Raw genomic sequence first — 16,450 nt, 5'->3', positions numbered from 1 at the left:
ACGCGACGAGGAAACCCACTCACCACGCGATGACGCCACCGACGACGTTGCCGCTCCTCGGCGCGTGCCGCTTTGTGTGCAACCCGACCAGGCCGGGGCCTCAACCATTATTGAAACATCTTGGCGAACAAAGCGCCTAATTAGTTTATTGTGTCGTGCTTGCAACTAGTCTTTCTATTCTCGAAAAGACGCGCTGATTTCGGACCGGACCCCATTGCCATTTGTGTCAATCTCGGCCTGCAGCCAACCAAGAAGCAGCGAGAGGCGACGGCGATGAAAACCAGAATGCTCCTCCTGGCGACCACGCTACTGTCGGTACCTGTCATAGCAAAGGCGCAACCCGTCTCAGGTGTCTATGTGGCAGGCGGCGCCGGCCTAAATTGGCTGACGGATTCCGACGGAGGAAACCTACAAAGCTTCATCGACAGTACAAATATCAATCCCACAAACCTCGGCCTGACGCCCTCAGGTAACTTCAACGTCTCGTTCAGTCTGGGTTTTGCCGGCGTTCTTTCCGTAGGTTGGGGGTTTGGAAATGGCCTTCGAGTTGAGCTCGAGGGGAACTACCGCCAGAACGAAGTCGATCAGATCACCGTCACCGGCTTCGGGGGCTCATCGAGCGGAACGGCGCGCACCTACGGCATCATGGCGAACGCCTTCTACGATTTCGGCGCGGTTTTTGACTGGCCGGTCTATCCCTACCTCGGCCTCGGTGTCGGCTATGCTTGGCAAAACTACGACAATGTGACCATTCGCGCGTTGGCGACGGCCGGCAATACGCTCCCCAGCGCCAGAATCGACGGTACCGGCGGGGAATTTGCGTATCAGGCAATCGTCGGTCTGGGCTTCCCGATCCCGTCCGTGCCTGGACTCGCGGTCACGGCGGAGTATCGCTTCTTCGGCACGCTGTCGCAGGACTTCAACGCAACCGCGATCAATGCGAACGGCGTGGTCCAGCGGAGCTCGGTCGAGGTGGACAACTTCAACCACTCCGTCCTGCTCGGCGTTCGCTATGCCTTCGGAGTCGCCGAGGCGACACCCCCGTTGCCAGCCGCCGTGGCGCCGGTGCCGGCGCGCACCTTCCTCGTGTTCTTCGATTGGAACCGGGCGGACCTGACCGACCGGTCACGACAGATCATCAGCGAGGCCGCGCAGGCCCGCACGCGCCAGGCGGTCACCCGCATCGAGGTCAACGGCTACACCGACACCTCTGGTTCGCCGCAATACAACCAGGGCCTGTCGGTTCGCCGCGCCAATGCAGTGGCGGCCGAACTGGTGCGGCTTGGCGTGCCGCGACAGGAAATCGTCGCGCAAGGCTTCGGCGAGACGAACCTGCTGGTTCCGACGCCGGATAACACCCGTGAGCCGCAGAATCGACGCGTGGAAATCATTCTCCGTTAATGCTGCGCAACAACGCTATCTGGGGGCGCCGAACAGCGCCCCCTTTGCGCATTGACCAGGGATGTCATCGTCGCCGTCCATGCGGCGGCACAGCCCGAAGCGGCCCCCAGTGAGTGCGACGACTACCCCCCTTTCCAGCCGGTTTCCTCGTGCGCCGCGAACATCGGAACGGCCCCAGTGGCACCCGGCGTCACCTCCGCCTTGTCACCGCCTTCACACCTGTCGGAGTGATGGAGGCCGGGCCTTAGCCGGCCTCACATTGGCACTCTCAAGTCCCTTCATGGCGGCGCCAACGTGATGCCCAGATTGTCGCCTCAACGCTGAGTCTCGATCGCGGGCGCCACCCCGGTATTGAGCGTCCCGTTGCCCGCACTATCAGGCCGCGTTTGGACATCAACACCGGTTGGATGATGCAGGCCATCACGGCCAAGTGCGACACCTGCGATCTGCCGTTGTTCCAGCAAGCTCAGCTCTACATGGCGCGATGCCTCGGCGAGCCCGCGGACCGGCGGTGCCTGCGGCGGCGGCACCGGCGTCGCCTCTGCGGGGTGGCGGTTGCCGATGGCACCGCTTCGCCGTAAGCCTCGGCACGCCGCTCCGGGACGCTTCACGCCCGGGGCTCCCCCCTCTGCGACAAGGCACGGCCACATCCGATGGGCACAACGCTTTTCACCCATGCCGGCGTGACCATCCGCCTGCATCGCAACGACCTGCCCGATGGGCTCGACCTCGGCCGCATCGTCGCCATCGACACCGAGACGATGGGGCTCAATCCGCATCGCGACCGGCTGTGCCTGGTGCAGCTTTCGTCCGGCGACGGCTCGGCGCATCTCGTGCAGCTCATCCCGGAAAGCCTGGGCGGTCAGGGCTATGCGGCGCCGAACCTGCGGCGGCTGCTCACCGACCCGGCGGTGACCAAGCTGTTCCATTTCGCGCGCTTCGACGTCGCCGCGCTGTACCGCTATCTCGGCGTCACCGTCGCACCCGTCGTCTGCACCAAGGTCGCCGCCAAGCTCGTGCGCACCTTCACAGACCGGCACGGGCTGAAGGATCTGTGCCGGGAACTGCTCGGCGTCGATCTGTCGAAGCAGCAGCAGACTTCGGATTGGGGCGCGCCGGAGCTGACGCCGGAGCAGCTCGCCTACGCGGCCTCCGATGTGCTGCACCTGCATGCGCTGTGGGCGAAGCTCGAAGGGCTGCTGAAGCGGGAGGGCCGCCTCGACCTCGCCGAGGCGTGCTTCCGCTTCCTTCCCGCTCGCGGAAAGCTGGATCTGCTGGGATACGAGGATCCGGACATCCTCAGCCATTAACAGGTCCGTTTGGACGGTCCGGCAGCGGCTTCGGCCCCTGGACCATGCCGCAATCGACGAGGAAGCGCGCGCGACCCGTCTCGGCGCGCATCCCACCCCCGCCCGACACGGAAACGCGTCTTCAGGGACGCTTCCCGAGGCCCTCGGAGCCGGGAGGAAATGGGGTTCTGCCATTCTATTGCCGCAGTTGGCACGGTTCTTGATTCTCGTCAGCGCACATTTGTTGACCCCCGCCCGCCGCCGCACCATACAGATGGCGTGAACGCCCCGATCCCTCATCCTGATCTCGACACCGCGCGCCAGGTCCTGGCGCTCGAATCCGAAGCCCTGACGGCGCTGGCCGCGAGCCTCGACGACGGCTTCGCGCGCGCCGTCTCGCTGCTGGCCGGCACCACCGGGCGGGTCGTCGTCTCGGGCATGGGCAAGTCGGGCCATGTCGGCCGTAAGATCGCCGCGACGCTGGCGTCGACCGGCACGCCGGCGCTGTTCGTCCATCCCGGCGAGGCCTCCCACGGCGACCTCGGCATGATCGTCGCGGGCGATGCGGTGCTGGCCCTGTCCAATTCCGGCGAGACCTCGGAACTCGCGGACCTGATCGGTCATGCCAAGCGCTTCGGCCTGCCGCTGGTCGGCATCACCGGCCGCGACGGCAGCGCCCTGGCCCGCGCCGCCGACGTCGCCCTGGTGCTGCCGGCGGCGCCCGAGGCCTGCCCGATGGGCCTCGCGCCGACCACTTCCACGACCATGCAACTCGCGCTCGGCGACGCGATCGCGGTGGCATTGCTGACGCGACGCGGCTTCACGGCGGCGGATTTCCGCGTCTTCCACCCGGGCGGCAAGCTCGGCGCGAAGCTTTCCCGCGTGCGGGACCTGATGCATGGCCCGCAGGAACTGCCCCTCGCCCCGCCCGAGATGACGATGGACGCCGCCATCGTCGCGATGACCGCGCGGCGCTTCGGCTGCCTCGGCGTGGTCGGGCCGGACGGCGCGCTCGCAGGCATCGTCACCGACGGCGATCTGCGTCGCGCGCTCGATGGCGGCGCGGCCAGTCTGCTCGCCCGTACGGCCGGCGCGGTGATGAACCCCAACCCGCGTAGCATCGCCCCGGACGCCCTGGCCGCCGAGGCGCTGCACGAGATGAACGCGCGCTCGATCACCGCGCTGTTCGTCGTGGATGCCGCGCGCCGCCCGGTCGGCATCCTGCACATCCACGACCTGCTGCGCGCGGGCGTTGCATGAGCGGACGCGACGAGCCACGCCCGGCGCCGGCAGTGCCGCTGCGCGCCGAGCGTAGCGCTGCCGCCTCGCGCCACATGCTGCCACCCTCGCGGCGGCGCTGGTCGCCGTCGGCGGGACAGATCGCGCGCCGCCGCTTTGCCGTGCAGGTCGCGAAATGGCTGCTGCCGATCGCCGGCGTCGGCCTTCTGGCGGCCATCGCCGTCTGGCCGGAACTGGACCGCATGGAGGACCGCGCCCGCGTCTCCTTCCGTCGGGTGATCCAGGCGGCACCCGAGGCGGTGCGCCTGGTCTCGCCGCGCTACCAGGGGCTGGATGAGGAAAGCCGTCCCTTTACCGTCACCGCCACCGTGGCGACGCAGACCGAGAACCCGGACATCGTCGATCTCGACCGTCCGCGCGCCGACGTGCTGCTGACGGATGGAAGCTGGGTGTTGCTGGAATCCGAACAGGGGCGCTTCGACAAGGGCCGGCACCTGCTCGACCTCTGGGGCGAGGTCACGCTGTGGCAGGATGGGGGGAACATGCTGGTCACGGCCGCGGCGCAGGTGCAGCTCCAGGAAGGCTCCGCATCGGGAGACCAGCCAGTCGCCGCGCAGGGGCCGTTCGGAACATTGGTCAGCGAGGGCTTCCGCCTGACCGAGCGCGGACAGGTGGTGGTCTTCACCGGCCGCGCCCGCGCGATGCTGGAGGGCGGGCAATGAAGCGCAGAATCGTCACCGGCCTTGCCGCCGCGCTGCTCGCGACGGCGGCCGCCGCGCAGGGTCTCGACATGACGCAGGGCGGGCCGGTCGAGGTCACCGCCAATGACGGCATCGAATGGCGCCAGCAGGAACAGGTGGTGGTCGCCCGCGGCGAAGCGCGCGCGGTGCGCGCCGGCGTCACGGTCGACGCTGACCGGCTGATCGCTCGCTACCGCCCGCGCGGCGGCACCACCCAGGCACCCGCGCGGCCGGCCGCCGAGGGCCCGGCCGGCGGCGGTGAGATCTGGCGCCTGGAAGCCGACGGCAACGTCGTCGTCACCTCGGCGACCGACCGTGCCGAGGGCGACCGCGCCGTCTACGACATGGATCAGGCGGTGATGGTGATGACGGGCGGCAATCTCCGCCTCATCACGCCGGACAACACGCTGACGGCGCGCGACAGCATCGAATACTGGGCGCAGCGGCGCATGGCGGTGGCGCGCGGCAACGCCGTGGTCGTGACGAATGACGGCCGCCGCGTCCGCGCCGACACGCTCGTCGCCTATTTCGCCGAGAATGCGCAGCCCGGCGCCACCGCGCAGCCCGGCGCCACGCCGCCGCGTGGCCAGCAGGCTGCCACCCGCCCGGGCCAGCCGCCCGGCGAGCAACCCTCCTCGATCGAGCGGGTCGAGGCCTATGGCAATGTCGACATCCGCACTGCCGAGGAAGTCGTCCGCGGGGATCGCGGCGTCTACAACCCGAATTCCGGCCTCGCGCGTCTGCTCGGCGACGTCCGCATCACCCGGGGGGACAACACGCTGACCGGTCAGGAAGCCATCGTGAACATGAAGACGGGCGTCGCCCGGCTGGTCTCCGCGCCCGGCGCGCGGGTCCAGGGGCTGGTGGTGCCGCAGCAGGGGCAGACCGTGCCCGGCGGCCCGCAACAGCCCGCCCAACCGTCGCAGGAGCCGGCACGATGAGCGAGAGCCTGCGCGTGGTGGACGGCAAGTCCGGCGGCGGTCTCATCGCCCGTGGCCTCGGCAAGCGCTACAAGAAGCGCCCGGTGGTACGGAACGTCTCGATCTCGGTGAAGCGCGGCGAGGCGGTCGGTCTGCTCGGCCCGAACGGCGCCGGCAAGACGACGACCTTCTACATGATCACCGGCCTCGTCCAGCCCGACGAAGGCCAGGTGGTGATGGACGGCCACGACGTCACGTCGCTGCCGATGTATCGGCGTGCGCGCCTCGGCCTCGGCTACCTGCCGCAGGAAGCGTCGATCTTCCGCGGCCTGAATGTCGAGGACAACATCCGTGCGGCGCTCGAAGTCGTGGAGCCGGTGCGCAACCGGCGCGAACAGATGCTTGACGCGCTGCTGGCGGAGTTCGGCATCTCGCATCTTCGCCGCGCCCCTGCGCTGGCACTGTCGGGCGGCGAGCGCCGGCGCTGCGAGATCGCCCGCGCACTCGCGACGCACCCCTCCTACATCCTGCTCGACGAACCGCTGGCGGGTATCGACCCGATCGCGGTCGGTGAGATCCGCGACCTCGTGAAGCATCTCAAGGATCGCGGCATCGGCGTGCTGATCACCGACCACAATGTGCGTGAGACGCTGGAGATCATCGACCGCGCCTACATCCTCCATGACGGCCAGGTGCTGATGGAAGGCAGCCCGCGCGACATCGTCGCGCATGAGGGCGTGCGCCGCGTCTACCTCGGCGAAAGGTTCAGCCTCTAGTCTGGCAGCGATGCGCGCAGCCGCCACACCGACTGTTGAGGCAGGGCGGCGCCCGGCGATGGGTGCGGCGTGATGTCGCTCGGCCCTCGGCTCGACCTTCGCCATTCGCAGCAGCTCGTGATGACGCCGCAGCTGCGTCAGGCGATCAAGCTGCTGCAATCCTCCAACCTCGAGGTCACCGCCTTCGTCGAGGAGGAGCTGGAGCGCAATCCGCTGCTCGAACGCGATGAGCGCGCGCCACCCGGCCCGGATGCCGGCCGCAGCACCGACCCGCTGCCGGTCGTGAACGACGTACCGGATGCCGCGGCCGCCGCCTCCTCCGACGCGCTGCCGGCCGAGAACGCCGCGCCGCTCGATGCCGAATGGGACAACGTCTACGATGGCGGCACGCCGCCGGTCGGTCGCGGCGGCAGCGCCGATTTCGACGACGATCTCTCCGGCATCGAGGCGATGGCCGCGCCCGACCGGACGCTGCGCGAGCATATCGGCGACCAGGTCCGGCTGACCTTCGCGTCCCACCAGGACCGCGTGATCGCGGCGAATCTGCTGGCCCTCGTCGATCCCGCCGGGCGGCTGAACGTGCCGGATGCCGTCATCGCGGCCGCCCTGGGCTGCCAGGAAGCGACCGTCACGGCGGTACGCCACCGCATGCAGCGCTTCGACCCGGTCGGGATGTTCTGCGCCGACCTGCGCGAATGCCTGATGGTGCAGCTTCAGGACCGAAACCGGTTCGATCCGGCGATGGGCGCGATGCTCGACAATCTCGACATGCTGGCGCGGCGCGACCTGCGCGGCTTGCAGCGCGTCTGCGGCGTGGATGCCGAGGACATGGCCGAGATGGTCGCCGAGTTGCGGCGGCTCGACCCCAAGCCGGGCGCGCGCTTCGATGCGCCACCCGCGTTGACCCTGGTGCCCGACGTGCTGATGCGCCGTGGCCCTGCCGATGACTGGATCATCGAACTGAACCCGGAAACGCTGCCGCGCGTGCTGATCAATCGCGGCTTCCACGCCCGCGCGGTGGTCGGTGCGAAGTCGCGCGACGAGAAGGCCTGGGTCGCCGAGCGCTTCCAGGTCGCATCCTGGCTCGTGAAATCGCTGGAGCAGCGGGCCAACACCATCCTGCGTGTCTCGGCCGAGATCGTGCGTCGCCAGGATGGCTTCTTCCGCCATGGCGTCGTCCATCTCCGCCCGCTGATCCTGCGCGACGTGGCCGACGAAGTGGGCATGCACGAAAGCACCGTGTCCCGCGTCACCTCCAACAAGGCGATCGCCACCCCGCGCGGCACCTTCGAGCTCAAATACTTCTTCACCACCGCCATCGCCGGCACGGCGGGAGGCGAGGCGGTGAGCGCGGAAGCGGTCCGGCATCGCATCAAGTCGATGGTCGAGGCGGAGGTGCCGTCCGATATCCTGTCCGATGACGCGATCGTTGAGCGGCTGCGTACGGAAGGCGTGGACATTGCCCGCCGGACCGTGGCCAAATACCGCGATGCGCTGCGGATACCGTCTTCGGTGCAGCGCAAAAGGGAGAAGGCCGTCCCGGCCTAATCCGACCTTGCCTGGGCGGCCCGCTTGAGGATGTGGGCCGGCGATCGGTCGCCACGGGGCGGCCCCTCCCCTTCACTAGAGGAAGGAGGGCAAGGCCCCATGCACGTTACTGTCGCAGGCAAGCAGGTCGAAACCGGCGAGGCGCTGAAGGTCCATGTGCGCGACGGCCTCGATGCCATCACGCGCAAGTATTTCGACCATGCGCTGGAAGCGAACGTCACCTTCCATCGCTCGCGCGCGCTTTTCGCCTGCGACATCAATCTCAAGGCCGGTCGAGGGCTGACCATGCGCGCCGAGGGCGAGGGCCCTGACGCTCATCGCGCCTTCGAGGTGGCCTCCGAGCATCTCGCCAAGCGGCTGCGCCGCTATCGCCGCCGAGTGAACGAGCATGCGCGATCCTCCGCGCCCGACCGCATCGACGCGCCGGAAGGCCGCGAGCGCGTCCTTCAGGCGATCGAGGACGAGGAGGGCGAGGAAGCCGCCCCCATGGCGAACGGTGCCGACCATGGCGCCATCGTCGCCGAGCACCCCGCCGAGATCGCCCTGCTGACGGTGGGCGAGGCGGTGATGCGGATGGATCTCGGCCATGTGCCGGTGCTGATGTTCCGCAACAAGGCCACCCGCGCGCTCAACGTCGTGTACCGGCGCGGGGATGGGAATGTCGGGTGGATCGATCCGGGCGGGGTATGACCGCTCGCTAGGCCCCTGACGGCGCGGCTTCCGCGAGAAAGCCGCGCAAGTCGGCCTCGAGCGCCGGGATGTCGGCGGACCACGTCTCGGTCCGCTCGTCGCACGGCGTGATCCAAAGGCGGTGCGGATGGCCGAACATTCGCGACATGCGCGCCATACAGATGCGCACCGGCAGGGTGGCGGGCATGAAGGGCAGTAGCTCGTAAGCGACGGCGCCGGGCCGGGCAGCGAACAGCAGCGTCAGCCCGGCGCCGTGCGACCCCGCAATGACCGAGGCGCGGCGCACGAGCCGGATCTGGTCGACCAGATCCAGGGAGGACAACATCACCGGCGTGAATCCCTGCCGGACAAAGGCCTCCTCGATCTCCGGTTCATTGTCCGGACGGCGGCGCCTGGAATCGCGACGCGAGATGAACAGCCGATCCGCCGTGGGCGGCCCACCCGGCGTATCTCCGGCCGCGGCCAGGCGCTCCATCAGGCGGCGCCCGGCGCCGCCCGGGTCGATCCGCACCGAACCCCGGTCGCAGACATGCAGGCGTCGCACGAAAGCCGCCGCGCCGACCGGCGCCATCGGCACGTCCGCACCGCCCAGCAAGCGGAGGCTCGCCGCCTGAAATCTCGGCGCGTCGTCGCGCAGCAGGATAGGCAGGTCCGGCACGCCCGGCTCGAAGCGCCACGCAATGCCGGGCAGCCAGTTGGCGAACCAATGGTTGAAGTTGCCGGTGTCGCCCGTAGCCAACACGCCTTCGTTGACGACAGGCGCGCGATCCAACGCGGCCATCGCGGAATCCTCCAGCAGGGGGATTCCCGTACTGCGCACCACGACCCCGTCCCGGCGCCAGATTTGCCCGGCGCGATTCACGAAGACATCCGTATAGACGCGAACGTCGGGCGCGTTGCGCAGCCGCTGATGCTGCCGTTCCGCTTGCAGCAGCGTGCGTCTGACGACATCCGCCGCGTCCGCCGGCGCCAACGGGTCGAGGCCGATGCGCGGCGGCGGTGGTGCCGCCACGACCGGTTCCTCCGGCGCGAAGCGGAAGGGGCTGTCCGACCAGCCCGATTCATCCACGTTGAGAATGCGGCGAACCAGCGCGCGAGAAGCCCAGCGAAGATCCTCGGGCGCCACGGCGCTGCGGCCGATGCCGTTCAATGTCGCGATCACCTGCCGCCGGGCGGAGACGTCCTGCAGGATCGCGGGATCGGCGGTGAGCACGGCATAGGCCTCGCGCAGCCGGTTCCCGCGCATGAACTGCCAGGCGATGCCGGCGCGCGCGCGGCCCGGCAATTCCGCTTCGATCGTTCGCAGCACGGCGAGGCGGAGCGCAGCGCCGTCCTTGGACAGGAATGCCGCGTCGACCAGACGACGCAGCAGCGGCGGAGCGGCGTGCCGCGCCGTTGCGGTGAGCAGCAACGCGCAGGCGGCGGCATGGTCGCCGGTGTCGATGAGTGCCGCAGCCTCGGCGGCCAGTTCGGCCACCCCGGCGCCGCGCGCAGCAGGCGGATGCGCCGATGCGCGCGCGGCCCCACGCGCTGTCGCCGCCTCGTCCATAGGGGCTCCTTCAACAGTACCCGGCGCCGCATGATCGCCGTGCCCGCGGCGCGCCGCGGGCTTGACCGGGCCAGGGGCAGTCACCCTAATGACGCGGCTTTCTGCTGCCAATGTCAGGCACTCCGCTGCCTCCAAGGATGATTTCGTGCACGCGTCCGCCTCAGTCCCGTCCGTGACCGAAGACCTGCCGAATCCTGCGCCGGAAGCTTCCGGCGAACGCCCCAAGATGGTCGTGGGCACCTTCCACAAGACCGGCACCTGGCTGATGATCGGCATCTTCTCGCGGATCTGCAAAGAGCTCGGCTATCGGATGTGGATGCGCGGCACCGAGAAGACGCGCGACGAGTGGGACCTGTTCCTCGACCCGCTTTCGCGCTTCGACCCGTGCCATCTCGAGGGCAATTTCCGCGGCACCGTCGTCATCCGCGACCCGCGCGACGTCATCATCAGCGGCGCGTTCTATCACAGCCGGCTCAAGAAGGGGCAGAACGACGCCTGGGTACACCTGCCCTCACCCGCCTATGACGGCATGACCTATCAGGAGAAGCTGAACTCGCTGCCTTCCGACGAAGCTCGCTTCGCCTTCGAGATGGACAACATGGGCGGGCGCACGATCGAACGCATGCAGCGCTTCGTATCGCTGCGCCCCGAATTCCGCCTGACACGCTTCGAGGATCTGGTCACTGACGAGGAACTATTCGAGTTCCATCGCGTCTTCGCCTGGCTCGGCATCCGCGGCGAGCATCTGGGCCCTGCGCTTGCCATCGCCTACGCGCAGAGCCTGTTCTCCGGCCGCCGGCGCACGAGCCATATCCGCAGCGGCCAGCCGCAGCAGTGGCGGGAACACTTCACACCCGCCCTGCATGCGCGATTCCGCGAGAAGTTCGGCGATGTCGCCGAAAGGCTGGGCTACCCCGCGGCGTAGACGCCGCGCCGGTCAATGCACCAGCGCCGCGCCCATCCCATGCTGCACGATCGCCGCAGTCGCCAGCGCCACGGTCGGCGCCGCGCCGATCGGGGTGCCGTCGGCCGCATGGATCGCCACGGCCGCCTGCCCGTTCACCACCACCGGACGGGCATAGGCTATGGACTGCACACCATACCGCGCCCAGGCCAACGGCGAGAGCCGCCGCAGTTCCTCCGCGGTCGGGACCATCGCATCGCCGTCCTCGACGATATCGATGTCGTCATGGTCGTCGGTCATCGATCTGTCCTCCTGCCGCTGCGTCCCACTGGGCCCGCACGGCGCTTTGATGCCGGCCCGGATGGGCCCGGCTGGGAAGTGGGTCAGCCCGGCTCCGGGGGCGCTCCCACGAGTGCGGTCGGGCCGTTGCCGCGGGCACCGATCCGGATGGTCTTCACGCGCGTCTCCGGCTGCGGTCGCTTGAGCTCGAGGTGCAGCAGCCCGTTATCGAGCCAGGCACCTTCGACCTCCATGCCCTCCGCCAGGACAAAGGCGCGCTGGAACTGCCGCGCGGCAATGCCGCGATGCAGGAAGATGCGCCCTTCGGAGTCGTCCTTCTGACGGCCGCGGATGACGAGCTGATTGTCCTCCTGCGTGATCTGCAGGTCGTCCATGCCGAAGCCGGCGACGGCCAGTGTGATCCGCAGGCGGTCCACGCTGATCTGCTCGATATTGTAGGGCGGATACCCATCGGCGTTCTTGCCCACCCGATCGAGCATCTGCTCGAGGTGGTCGAAGCCGAGAAACAGGGGCGAGCCGAACAGCGATTGGCGAGACACGAATGCGGGCCTCCTCATCCGAGAGCGAAGCGGGCGGCGGGACCCGAAGCACCCCGCCGAGCCTCAATTTTGGCGGCCGGGCCGGTAGTTGCAAGGGGGCACGTCGAGGGCTACATGCCGCCGTTCCCGCCATGACCGACGCCACCCTCCTGCCGATCCTGCTCGTCCCCGACCCGCGCCTGCGCGCCAAGGCGAAACCCGTCGCCGCCGGCGATGACGTGCGCGCGCTGTCCGAGACGATGCTCGCGACCATGTACGCCGCCCCCGGCATCGGTCTCGCCGCGCCGCAGGTGGGCGAGATGCGGCGCCTCGTGGTGATCGACCTGCAGAGGGACGACACGCGCAGCCCGATCGTGCTGGTGAACCCGGAGATCATCGCCGAGAGCGGCGAGCAGGCGACGCGCGAGGAAGGCTGCCTCTCCCTCCCCGGCCAGTATGCCGAGGTGACGCGGCCGGCGCGGGTGAAGGTGCGCTACCGGGACCTGACCGGTGCCAAGCGCGAGATCGAAGGCGACGGCCTGCTTGCCGCCTGCCTGCAGCATGAGATCGACCATCTGAACGGCGTGCTGTTCGTGGACTACCTCTCCGCGCTGAAGCGGAACATGCTGCTGCGGAAGCTCGCCAAGGATCTGAAGTCGAAGGAACGGGAGTAGGACCCGAGGGGCCTCGCCTCTCTCCGGACCTGACCCCACCAAAGGCCACGGGGCCGTCGGAAACCAATACGTCTCGGGAGTGACCCGCCCATGCGCATCGCCTTCATGGGCAGCCCGGATTTCGCCGTGCCGGCACTGCGCGCCCTGCACGATGCAGGGCACGAGATCGCCGCGGTCTACACGCAGCCGCCGCGACCCGCCGGCCGTGGGCATCGGGAAACGCCCTGCCCCGTGCATCGCGCGGCGCTCGACCTCGGTCTCGAGGTCCGCACCCCGGCGCGCGTGAAGCGCGATATCACACAGCACGATGCCTTCGCCGCGCTGAACCTCGATGCCGCGGTCGTCGCCGCCTATGGGCTGATCCTGCCAAAGCCGATGCTCGACGCGCCGAAGCGCGGCTGCCTCAATATCCACGCCTCCCTGCTGCCGCGCTGGCGGGGTGCTGCGCCAATCCACGCCGCCATCCTGGCCGGGGATGCCGAAAGCGGCGTGACCATCATGCGCATGGAGGAAGGCCTCGACACCGGTCCCATGCTGCTGAAGGAAGCGACACCCATTGGCCCGGACACCACGGTCCAGGTCCTGCACGACGCACTGTCGGAGATCGGCGCCCGCCTCATCCTCCGCGCCCTGGCCGAGGACCCGCCCGCCACCCCGCAGCCCGAGGCCGGCGTCACCTACGCCGCAAAACTGACCAAGGAGGACGGGCGGCTCGACTGGTCGCTCGACGCTGCCGCACTGGAACGGCGCGTCCGCGCACTGAACCCGTGGCCGGGCACCTTCTTCGTCCATTCCGGCGAGCAGATCCGCATCCTCGCCGCCCGCATCGAACCCGGCAGCGGCACGCCCGGCACCTTGCTGGACGATACCGCACTGGTGGCAACGGGCAGCGGCGCGCTGCGCCTGCTCCGCCTGCAACGCCCCGGCCGGGCCGCGATGGATGCCGACGCCTTCCTGCGTGGCTTCGCGATGCCGCGCGGCGCCGCGCTCGACTGATGCCGTCCTACGCCCTGCTCCTGGAATACGACGGCACGCCCTTCGTCGGCTGGCAACGCCAGGACACCGGCCCGTCCGTACAGCAGGTGCTGGAGGAGGCCGCCGCGCATCTGAACGGCGGCGAGACCCCCGTCGTCACCGCCGCCGGCCGCACCGATGCCGGCGTGCATGCCGAAGGCCAGGTGGCGCAGGTCGCCCTTTCCGCCACCCTGACGCCGGAACGGGTGCGGGAGGCGCTGAACTTCCACACCCGCCCCCATCCCGTCGCCGTGCTCGGCGCGGCTGTCATGCCCGAAGACTGGTCAGCCCGCTTCTCCGCCACGGGCCGCGCCTATCGCTTCCGCATCCTGAACCGCCGCGCGCGCCCGGCGCTCGATCTCGGCCGCGTCTGGCATGTCCAGCGCCGGCTGGACGCCGCGGCGATGCATGCGGCGGCGCAGGGCCTCCTCGGCCAGCACGACTTCTCCGCCTACCGCGCCGCCGCCTGCCAGGCGAAGTCGCCGCTCCGCACACTCGACCGACTGGACGTCACCCGGCTGGGCGATGAGGTGGTGATCACCGCCGAGGCCCGATCCTTCCTGCACCACCAGGTCCGCAACTTGGTCGGCACGCTGGTCGAGGTCGGCATCGGCAAGCGCCCCGTATCCTGGCCGCGCAGCGTTCTGGACGAGCAGGACCGGACCCGGGCGGGCCAGACAGCGCCGCCCGAGGGGCTGGTGCTGACGGGCGTGCGGTATGCCGATGCCATCGAGTGGGCGTGAGAGGCGGGGAAGTCTTGGGCGCTCAAGTGGATCGGGAGGGGCGCCGCCCCTCCCGAACCCTCCCCGCCAAAGGCCGAAAGGCCTTTGGAAACCTCAAGCCGCCATTGCACATGGGCAGTGCCAGGTATGGTCCGGCTTCGCGGCGCGGGTGAGTGAAGGCGCCGACCTATCTCAAGACGAAGGTCCGCACGTTCCGGCGGTGCCGGGCTGCGTTGCCTCAACGGAAACTGGCAGCATGCATGATGCCCGGTGCCTGAAGGCATCCCAGGCACCCTGCCCGGCGCCTGCGGAAGCGCCAACCTCGCCCGGCGCCAGGTCGAGGTTTCCAAAGGCCTTTCGGCCTTTGGTGGGGAGAGGTCCGGAGAGGGGCAAAGCCCTTCTCCGGGAACCGCCAACCCGACTCACCCCGCCGCCATCGTCGCCGCCAGCCCCGACAGGAACACCGACAGCCCCAGGTCCAGCGCGACGAACGCCACCGCCTTGGGCCCTGGCAGCCCCAGCGCGACCCGCGTCGTGAACCATTGCAGCCACAGCGCGTAGCCGAGGCCCGACAGCGCCATCGCGCCGGCGATGATCCCCGTCAGCCCCAGCAGGTCGGGCAGCGACAGCAACGCCATCACCGAATACTGGACCAGGTTCACCCAGTTCCACGCCGCGATGAAGCGCGGCCAGAGCGCCCGCCGCCCCATCGCCTCGGCGATCGGGATGGAAGCGAGGGCGAAACCTGCCCAGGAACAGACGAAGGCGATCAGATCCGCGGCCAGCGCACGCCCCGGGTCGGCCGCCGACCCGGCGCCGGCGCGCAGCAAGAGGAAGATCGGCAGGCAGAGCGCCGCGGCGATGAAGGACGCACGGGCGTCCTGCATGGTGGATCTGAACGCGTTTATGCCCTCGGGCCTTGCCCGCGCCAGCATCAGCGCGCCGGCGATGCCACGCACCGCGGGCCCGGCGGGCGGCGGGGCGCCGCTCAGGCGAGGACCTCCTCGAGGATCGCGCGATAGGTCGCCGCCAGCCGGCGCAGCTCATCGACCGGCGCACTCTCGTTCACCTGGTGCAGCGTGGCGCCGACCGCCCCGAACTCTGCGACCGGGCAGTACCGCGCGATGAAGCGCGCATCGGATGTCCCACCGCCGGTATCGAGCGCCGGCGTCTCCCCCGTGCTGCGCGCGATGGCGCGGGACAGCGCATCGACGAAGGGCCCGGGCCGCGTCAGGAAGGATTCGCCCGAACAATCCGCCTGCATCTCATACGCACAGCCCGCGGCGCGCAGCGCGGCGTGCAGGCGTTCGGTCAGCGTCGCGCTGCTGTGGTGGTCGTTGAAGCGGATGTTGAGCATTGCCCGCGCGACGGCGGGAATGACGTTGGACGCCTTGTTGCCGACATCGAAGCCCGTCACCTGCAGCGTGGTCGGCGGAAAGAACTCCGACCCGTTGTCGAGCGGCGCGGCGAGCAGCGGCCCCAGCGCGGCGACCAGCCGATGGATCGGGTTGTCGGCCAGCGCCGGATAGGCGCTGTGCCCCTGCTTCCCCTGCACGGTGATGCGCGCGGTCAGGCTGCCGCGCCGACCGATCTTGATGGTGTCGCCCAACGCGCGGCGGCTGGTGGGTTCGCCGACCAGTGCCATGTCGGGGACCTGACCGTTCGCCTGCATCCATTCGAGCACCTTCAGCGTGCCATCGACGGACCGATCCTCCTCATCCCCCGTGATCAGCAGTGAGATTGAGCCAGGATGGTTCGGGTTCGCGGCCAGGTAATCCGTCAGCCCGGCGATGAAGGCCGCAAAGCCGCCCTTCATGTCGCAGGCGCCGCGGCCATACAGCGTGCCGTCGCGGACCACGGCGGCGAAGGGGTCGTCGGCCCAGGCGGCCGGGTCCCCCGGCGGCACCACATCGGTATGCCCGGCATAGCAGAAATGCGGGCCGGCAGTGCCGCGCCGGGCGAACAGATTGTCCACCCGATAGTCGTCCGGCCCAAAGACCAGCCGCGTGCAGGTGAAGCCGAGCGGCTCCAGCGCGCGCTGCACCACGTCCAGCGCGCCGTCATCCGCCGGCGTCACCGACCGGCAGCGGATCATCGCCTGGGCGAGGGGAACCGGATCCGCCGCCATCAGAGTTCCTTCCGCCACCGGTTCACGCTCCGCTCCTA

The 16,450-nt window shown here is 69.2% G+C and carries 17 protein-coding genes; 12 read left to right on the top strand and 5 right to left on the bottom strand.

Annotated features, from left to right (window positions below):
- Positions 1-273: 273 nt before the first annotated feature.
- The 8 genes from GXW78_RS16005 (at position 274) to hpf (ending at position 8,603) form a co-directional block, all read left to right on the top strand.
- The gene (locus GXW78_RS16005) at positions 274-1,401 is read left to right on the top strand and encodes an OmpA family protein (RefSeq protein ID WP_211869837.1); all 1,128 of its coding nucleotides are present in this window, start codon (positions 274-276) and stop codon (positions 1,399-1,401) included.
- Positions 1,402-2,054: 653 nt separating this feature from the next.
- A complete protein-coding gene (locus GXW78_RS16000; RefSeq protein WP_211869836.1) occupies positions 2,055-2,711 on the top strand; it encodes a ribonuclease D in 657 nt (218 codons plus the stop codon).
- A gap of 258 nt (positions 2,712-2,969) precedes the next feature.
- Positions 2,970-3,950, top strand: a complete 981-nt coding sequence (locus GXW78_RS15995) for a KpsF/GutQ family sugar-phosphate isomerase (RefSeq protein WP_338147756.1) — start codon at positions 2,970-2,972, stop codon at positions 3,948-3,950.
- Entirely contained in the window at positions 3,947-4,651 is a 705-nt protein-coding gene (gene lptC / locus GXW78_RS15990) for an LPS export ABC transporter periplasmic protein LptC (RefSeq protein ID WP_246522275.1), read from the top strand. The genes GXW78_RS15995 and lptC overlap by 4 nt, the downstream gene beginning before the upstream one ends.
- Positions 4,648-5,610, top strand: coding sequence for an LptA/OstA family protein (locus tag GXW78_RS15985; RefSeq protein ID WP_211869834.1), 963 nt, complete (start codon positions 4,648-4,650; stop codon positions 5,608-5,610). The genes lptC and GXW78_RS15985 overlap by 4 nt, the downstream gene beginning before the upstream one ends.
- Complete coding sequence (gene lptB / locus GXW78_RS15980) at positions 5,607-6,365, top strand: LPS export ABC transporter ATP-binding protein (protein WP_211869833.1); 759 nt, start codon at positions 5,607-5,609, stop codon at positions 6,363-6,365. Before GXW78_RS15985 ends, lptB begins: the two co-directional genes overlap by 4 nt.
- 72 nt (positions 6,366-6,437) lie before the next feature.
- Entirely contained in the window at positions 6,438-7,913 is a 1,476-nt protein-coding gene (gene rpoN, locus GXW78_RS15975; RefSeq protein ID WP_211869832.1) for an RNA polymerase factor sigma-54, read from the top strand.
- 99 nt (positions 7,914-8,012) lie between these two features.
- The gene (hpf, locus tag GXW78_RS15970; protein WP_211869831.1) at positions 8,013-8,603 is read left to right on the top strand and encodes a ribosome hibernation-promoting factor, HPF/YfiA family; all 591 of its coding nucleotides are present in this window, start codon (positions 8,013-8,015) and stop codon (positions 8,601-8,603) included.
- Between the two features lie 7 nt (positions 8,604-8,610).
- On the opposite strand, the gene GXW78_RS15965 is transcribed toward hpf, so the two are convergent.
- Positions 8,611-10,152: a glycosyltransferase family 61 protein gene (locus tag GXW78_RS15965; protein WP_211869830.1), complete on the bottom strand. Its 1,542-nt coding sequence runs from the start codon at positions 10,150-10,152 to the stop codon at positions 8,611-8,613.
- A gap of 172 nt (positions 10,153-10,324) precedes the next feature.
- Between GXW78_RS15965 and GXW78_RS15960 the strand changes: the two genes are divergently transcribed.
- Positions 10,325-11,077 (top strand): sulfotransferase domain-containing protein, encoded by a 753-nt coding sequence (locus GXW78_RS15960; RefSeq protein ID WP_211869829.1) that lies wholly within the window; start codon positions 10,325-10,327, stop codon positions 11,075-11,077.
- Between the two features lie 12 nt (positions 11,078-11,089).
- Here GXW78_RS15960 and GXW78_RS15955 read toward each other — a convergent pair whose 3' ends face one another.
- Positions 11,090-11,356, bottom strand: a complete 267-nt coding sequence (locus GXW78_RS15955) for a DUF1150 domain-containing protein (protein ID WP_246522274.1) — start codon at positions 11,354-11,356, stop codon at positions 11,090-11,092.
- 83 nt (positions 11,357-11,439) lie between these two features.
- Complete coding sequence (locus GXW78_RS15950; RefSeq protein ID WP_338147755.1) at positions 11,440-11,895, bottom strand: Hsp20 family protein; 456 nt, start codon at positions 11,893-11,895, stop codon at positions 11,440-11,442.
- Between the two features lie 131 nt (positions 11,896-12,026).
- Between GXW78_RS15950 and def the strand changes: the two genes are divergently transcribed.
- From def to truA, 3 genes are all read left to right on the top strand, one after another.
- Positions 12,027-12,548, top strand: a complete 522-nt coding sequence (gene def / locus GXW78_RS15945; protein WP_211869827.1) for a peptide deformylase — start codon at positions 12,027-12,029, stop codon at positions 12,546-12,548.
- A 90-nt stretch (positions 12,549-12,638) separates the two neighbouring features.
- Positions 12,639-13,544 carry a methionyl-tRNA formyltransferase gene (fmt, locus tag GXW78_RS15940; protein ID WP_211869826.1) on the top strand — a complete coding sequence of 302 codons (906 nt, stop codon included), beginning with the start codon at positions 12,639-12,641 and terminating at the stop codon, positions 13,542-13,544.
- A complete protein-coding gene (gene truA / locus GXW78_RS15935) occupies positions 13,544-14,305 on the top strand; it encodes a tRNA pseudouridine(38-40) synthase TruA (protein WP_211869825.1) in 762 nt (253 codons plus the stop codon). Before fmt ends, truA begins: the two co-directional genes overlap by 1 nt.
- Positions 14,306-14,706: 401 nt before the next feature.
- On the opposite strand, the gene GXW78_RS15930 is transcribed toward truA, so the two are convergent.
- Together GXW78_RS15930 and dapE are read right to left on the bottom strand one after the other, a co-directional pair.
- On the bottom strand, positions 14,707-15,171 hold the full coding sequence (locus GXW78_RS15930) for a hypothetical protein (protein WP_211869824.1): 465 nt from the start codon (positions 15,169-15,171) through the stop codon (positions 14,707-14,709).
- 101 nt (positions 15,172-15,272) lie between these two features.
- The gene (dapE, locus tag GXW78_RS15925) at positions 15,273-16,412 is read right to left on the bottom strand and encodes a succinyl-diaminopimelate desuccinylase (RefSeq protein WP_211869823.1); all 1,140 of its coding nucleotides are present in this window, start codon (positions 16,410-16,412) and stop codon (positions 15,273-15,275) included.
- Between the last annotated feature and the right edge of the window lie 38 nt (positions 16,413-16,450).

The organism is Neoroseomonas terrae (assembly GCF_018129025.1).
Taxonomy (GTDB): Bacteria; Pseudomonadota; Alphaproteobacteria; order Acetobacterales; family Acetobacteraceae; genus Neoroseomonas; species Neoroseomonas terrae.
This window is presented reverse-complemented; position numbering and strand designations above follow the sequence as displayed.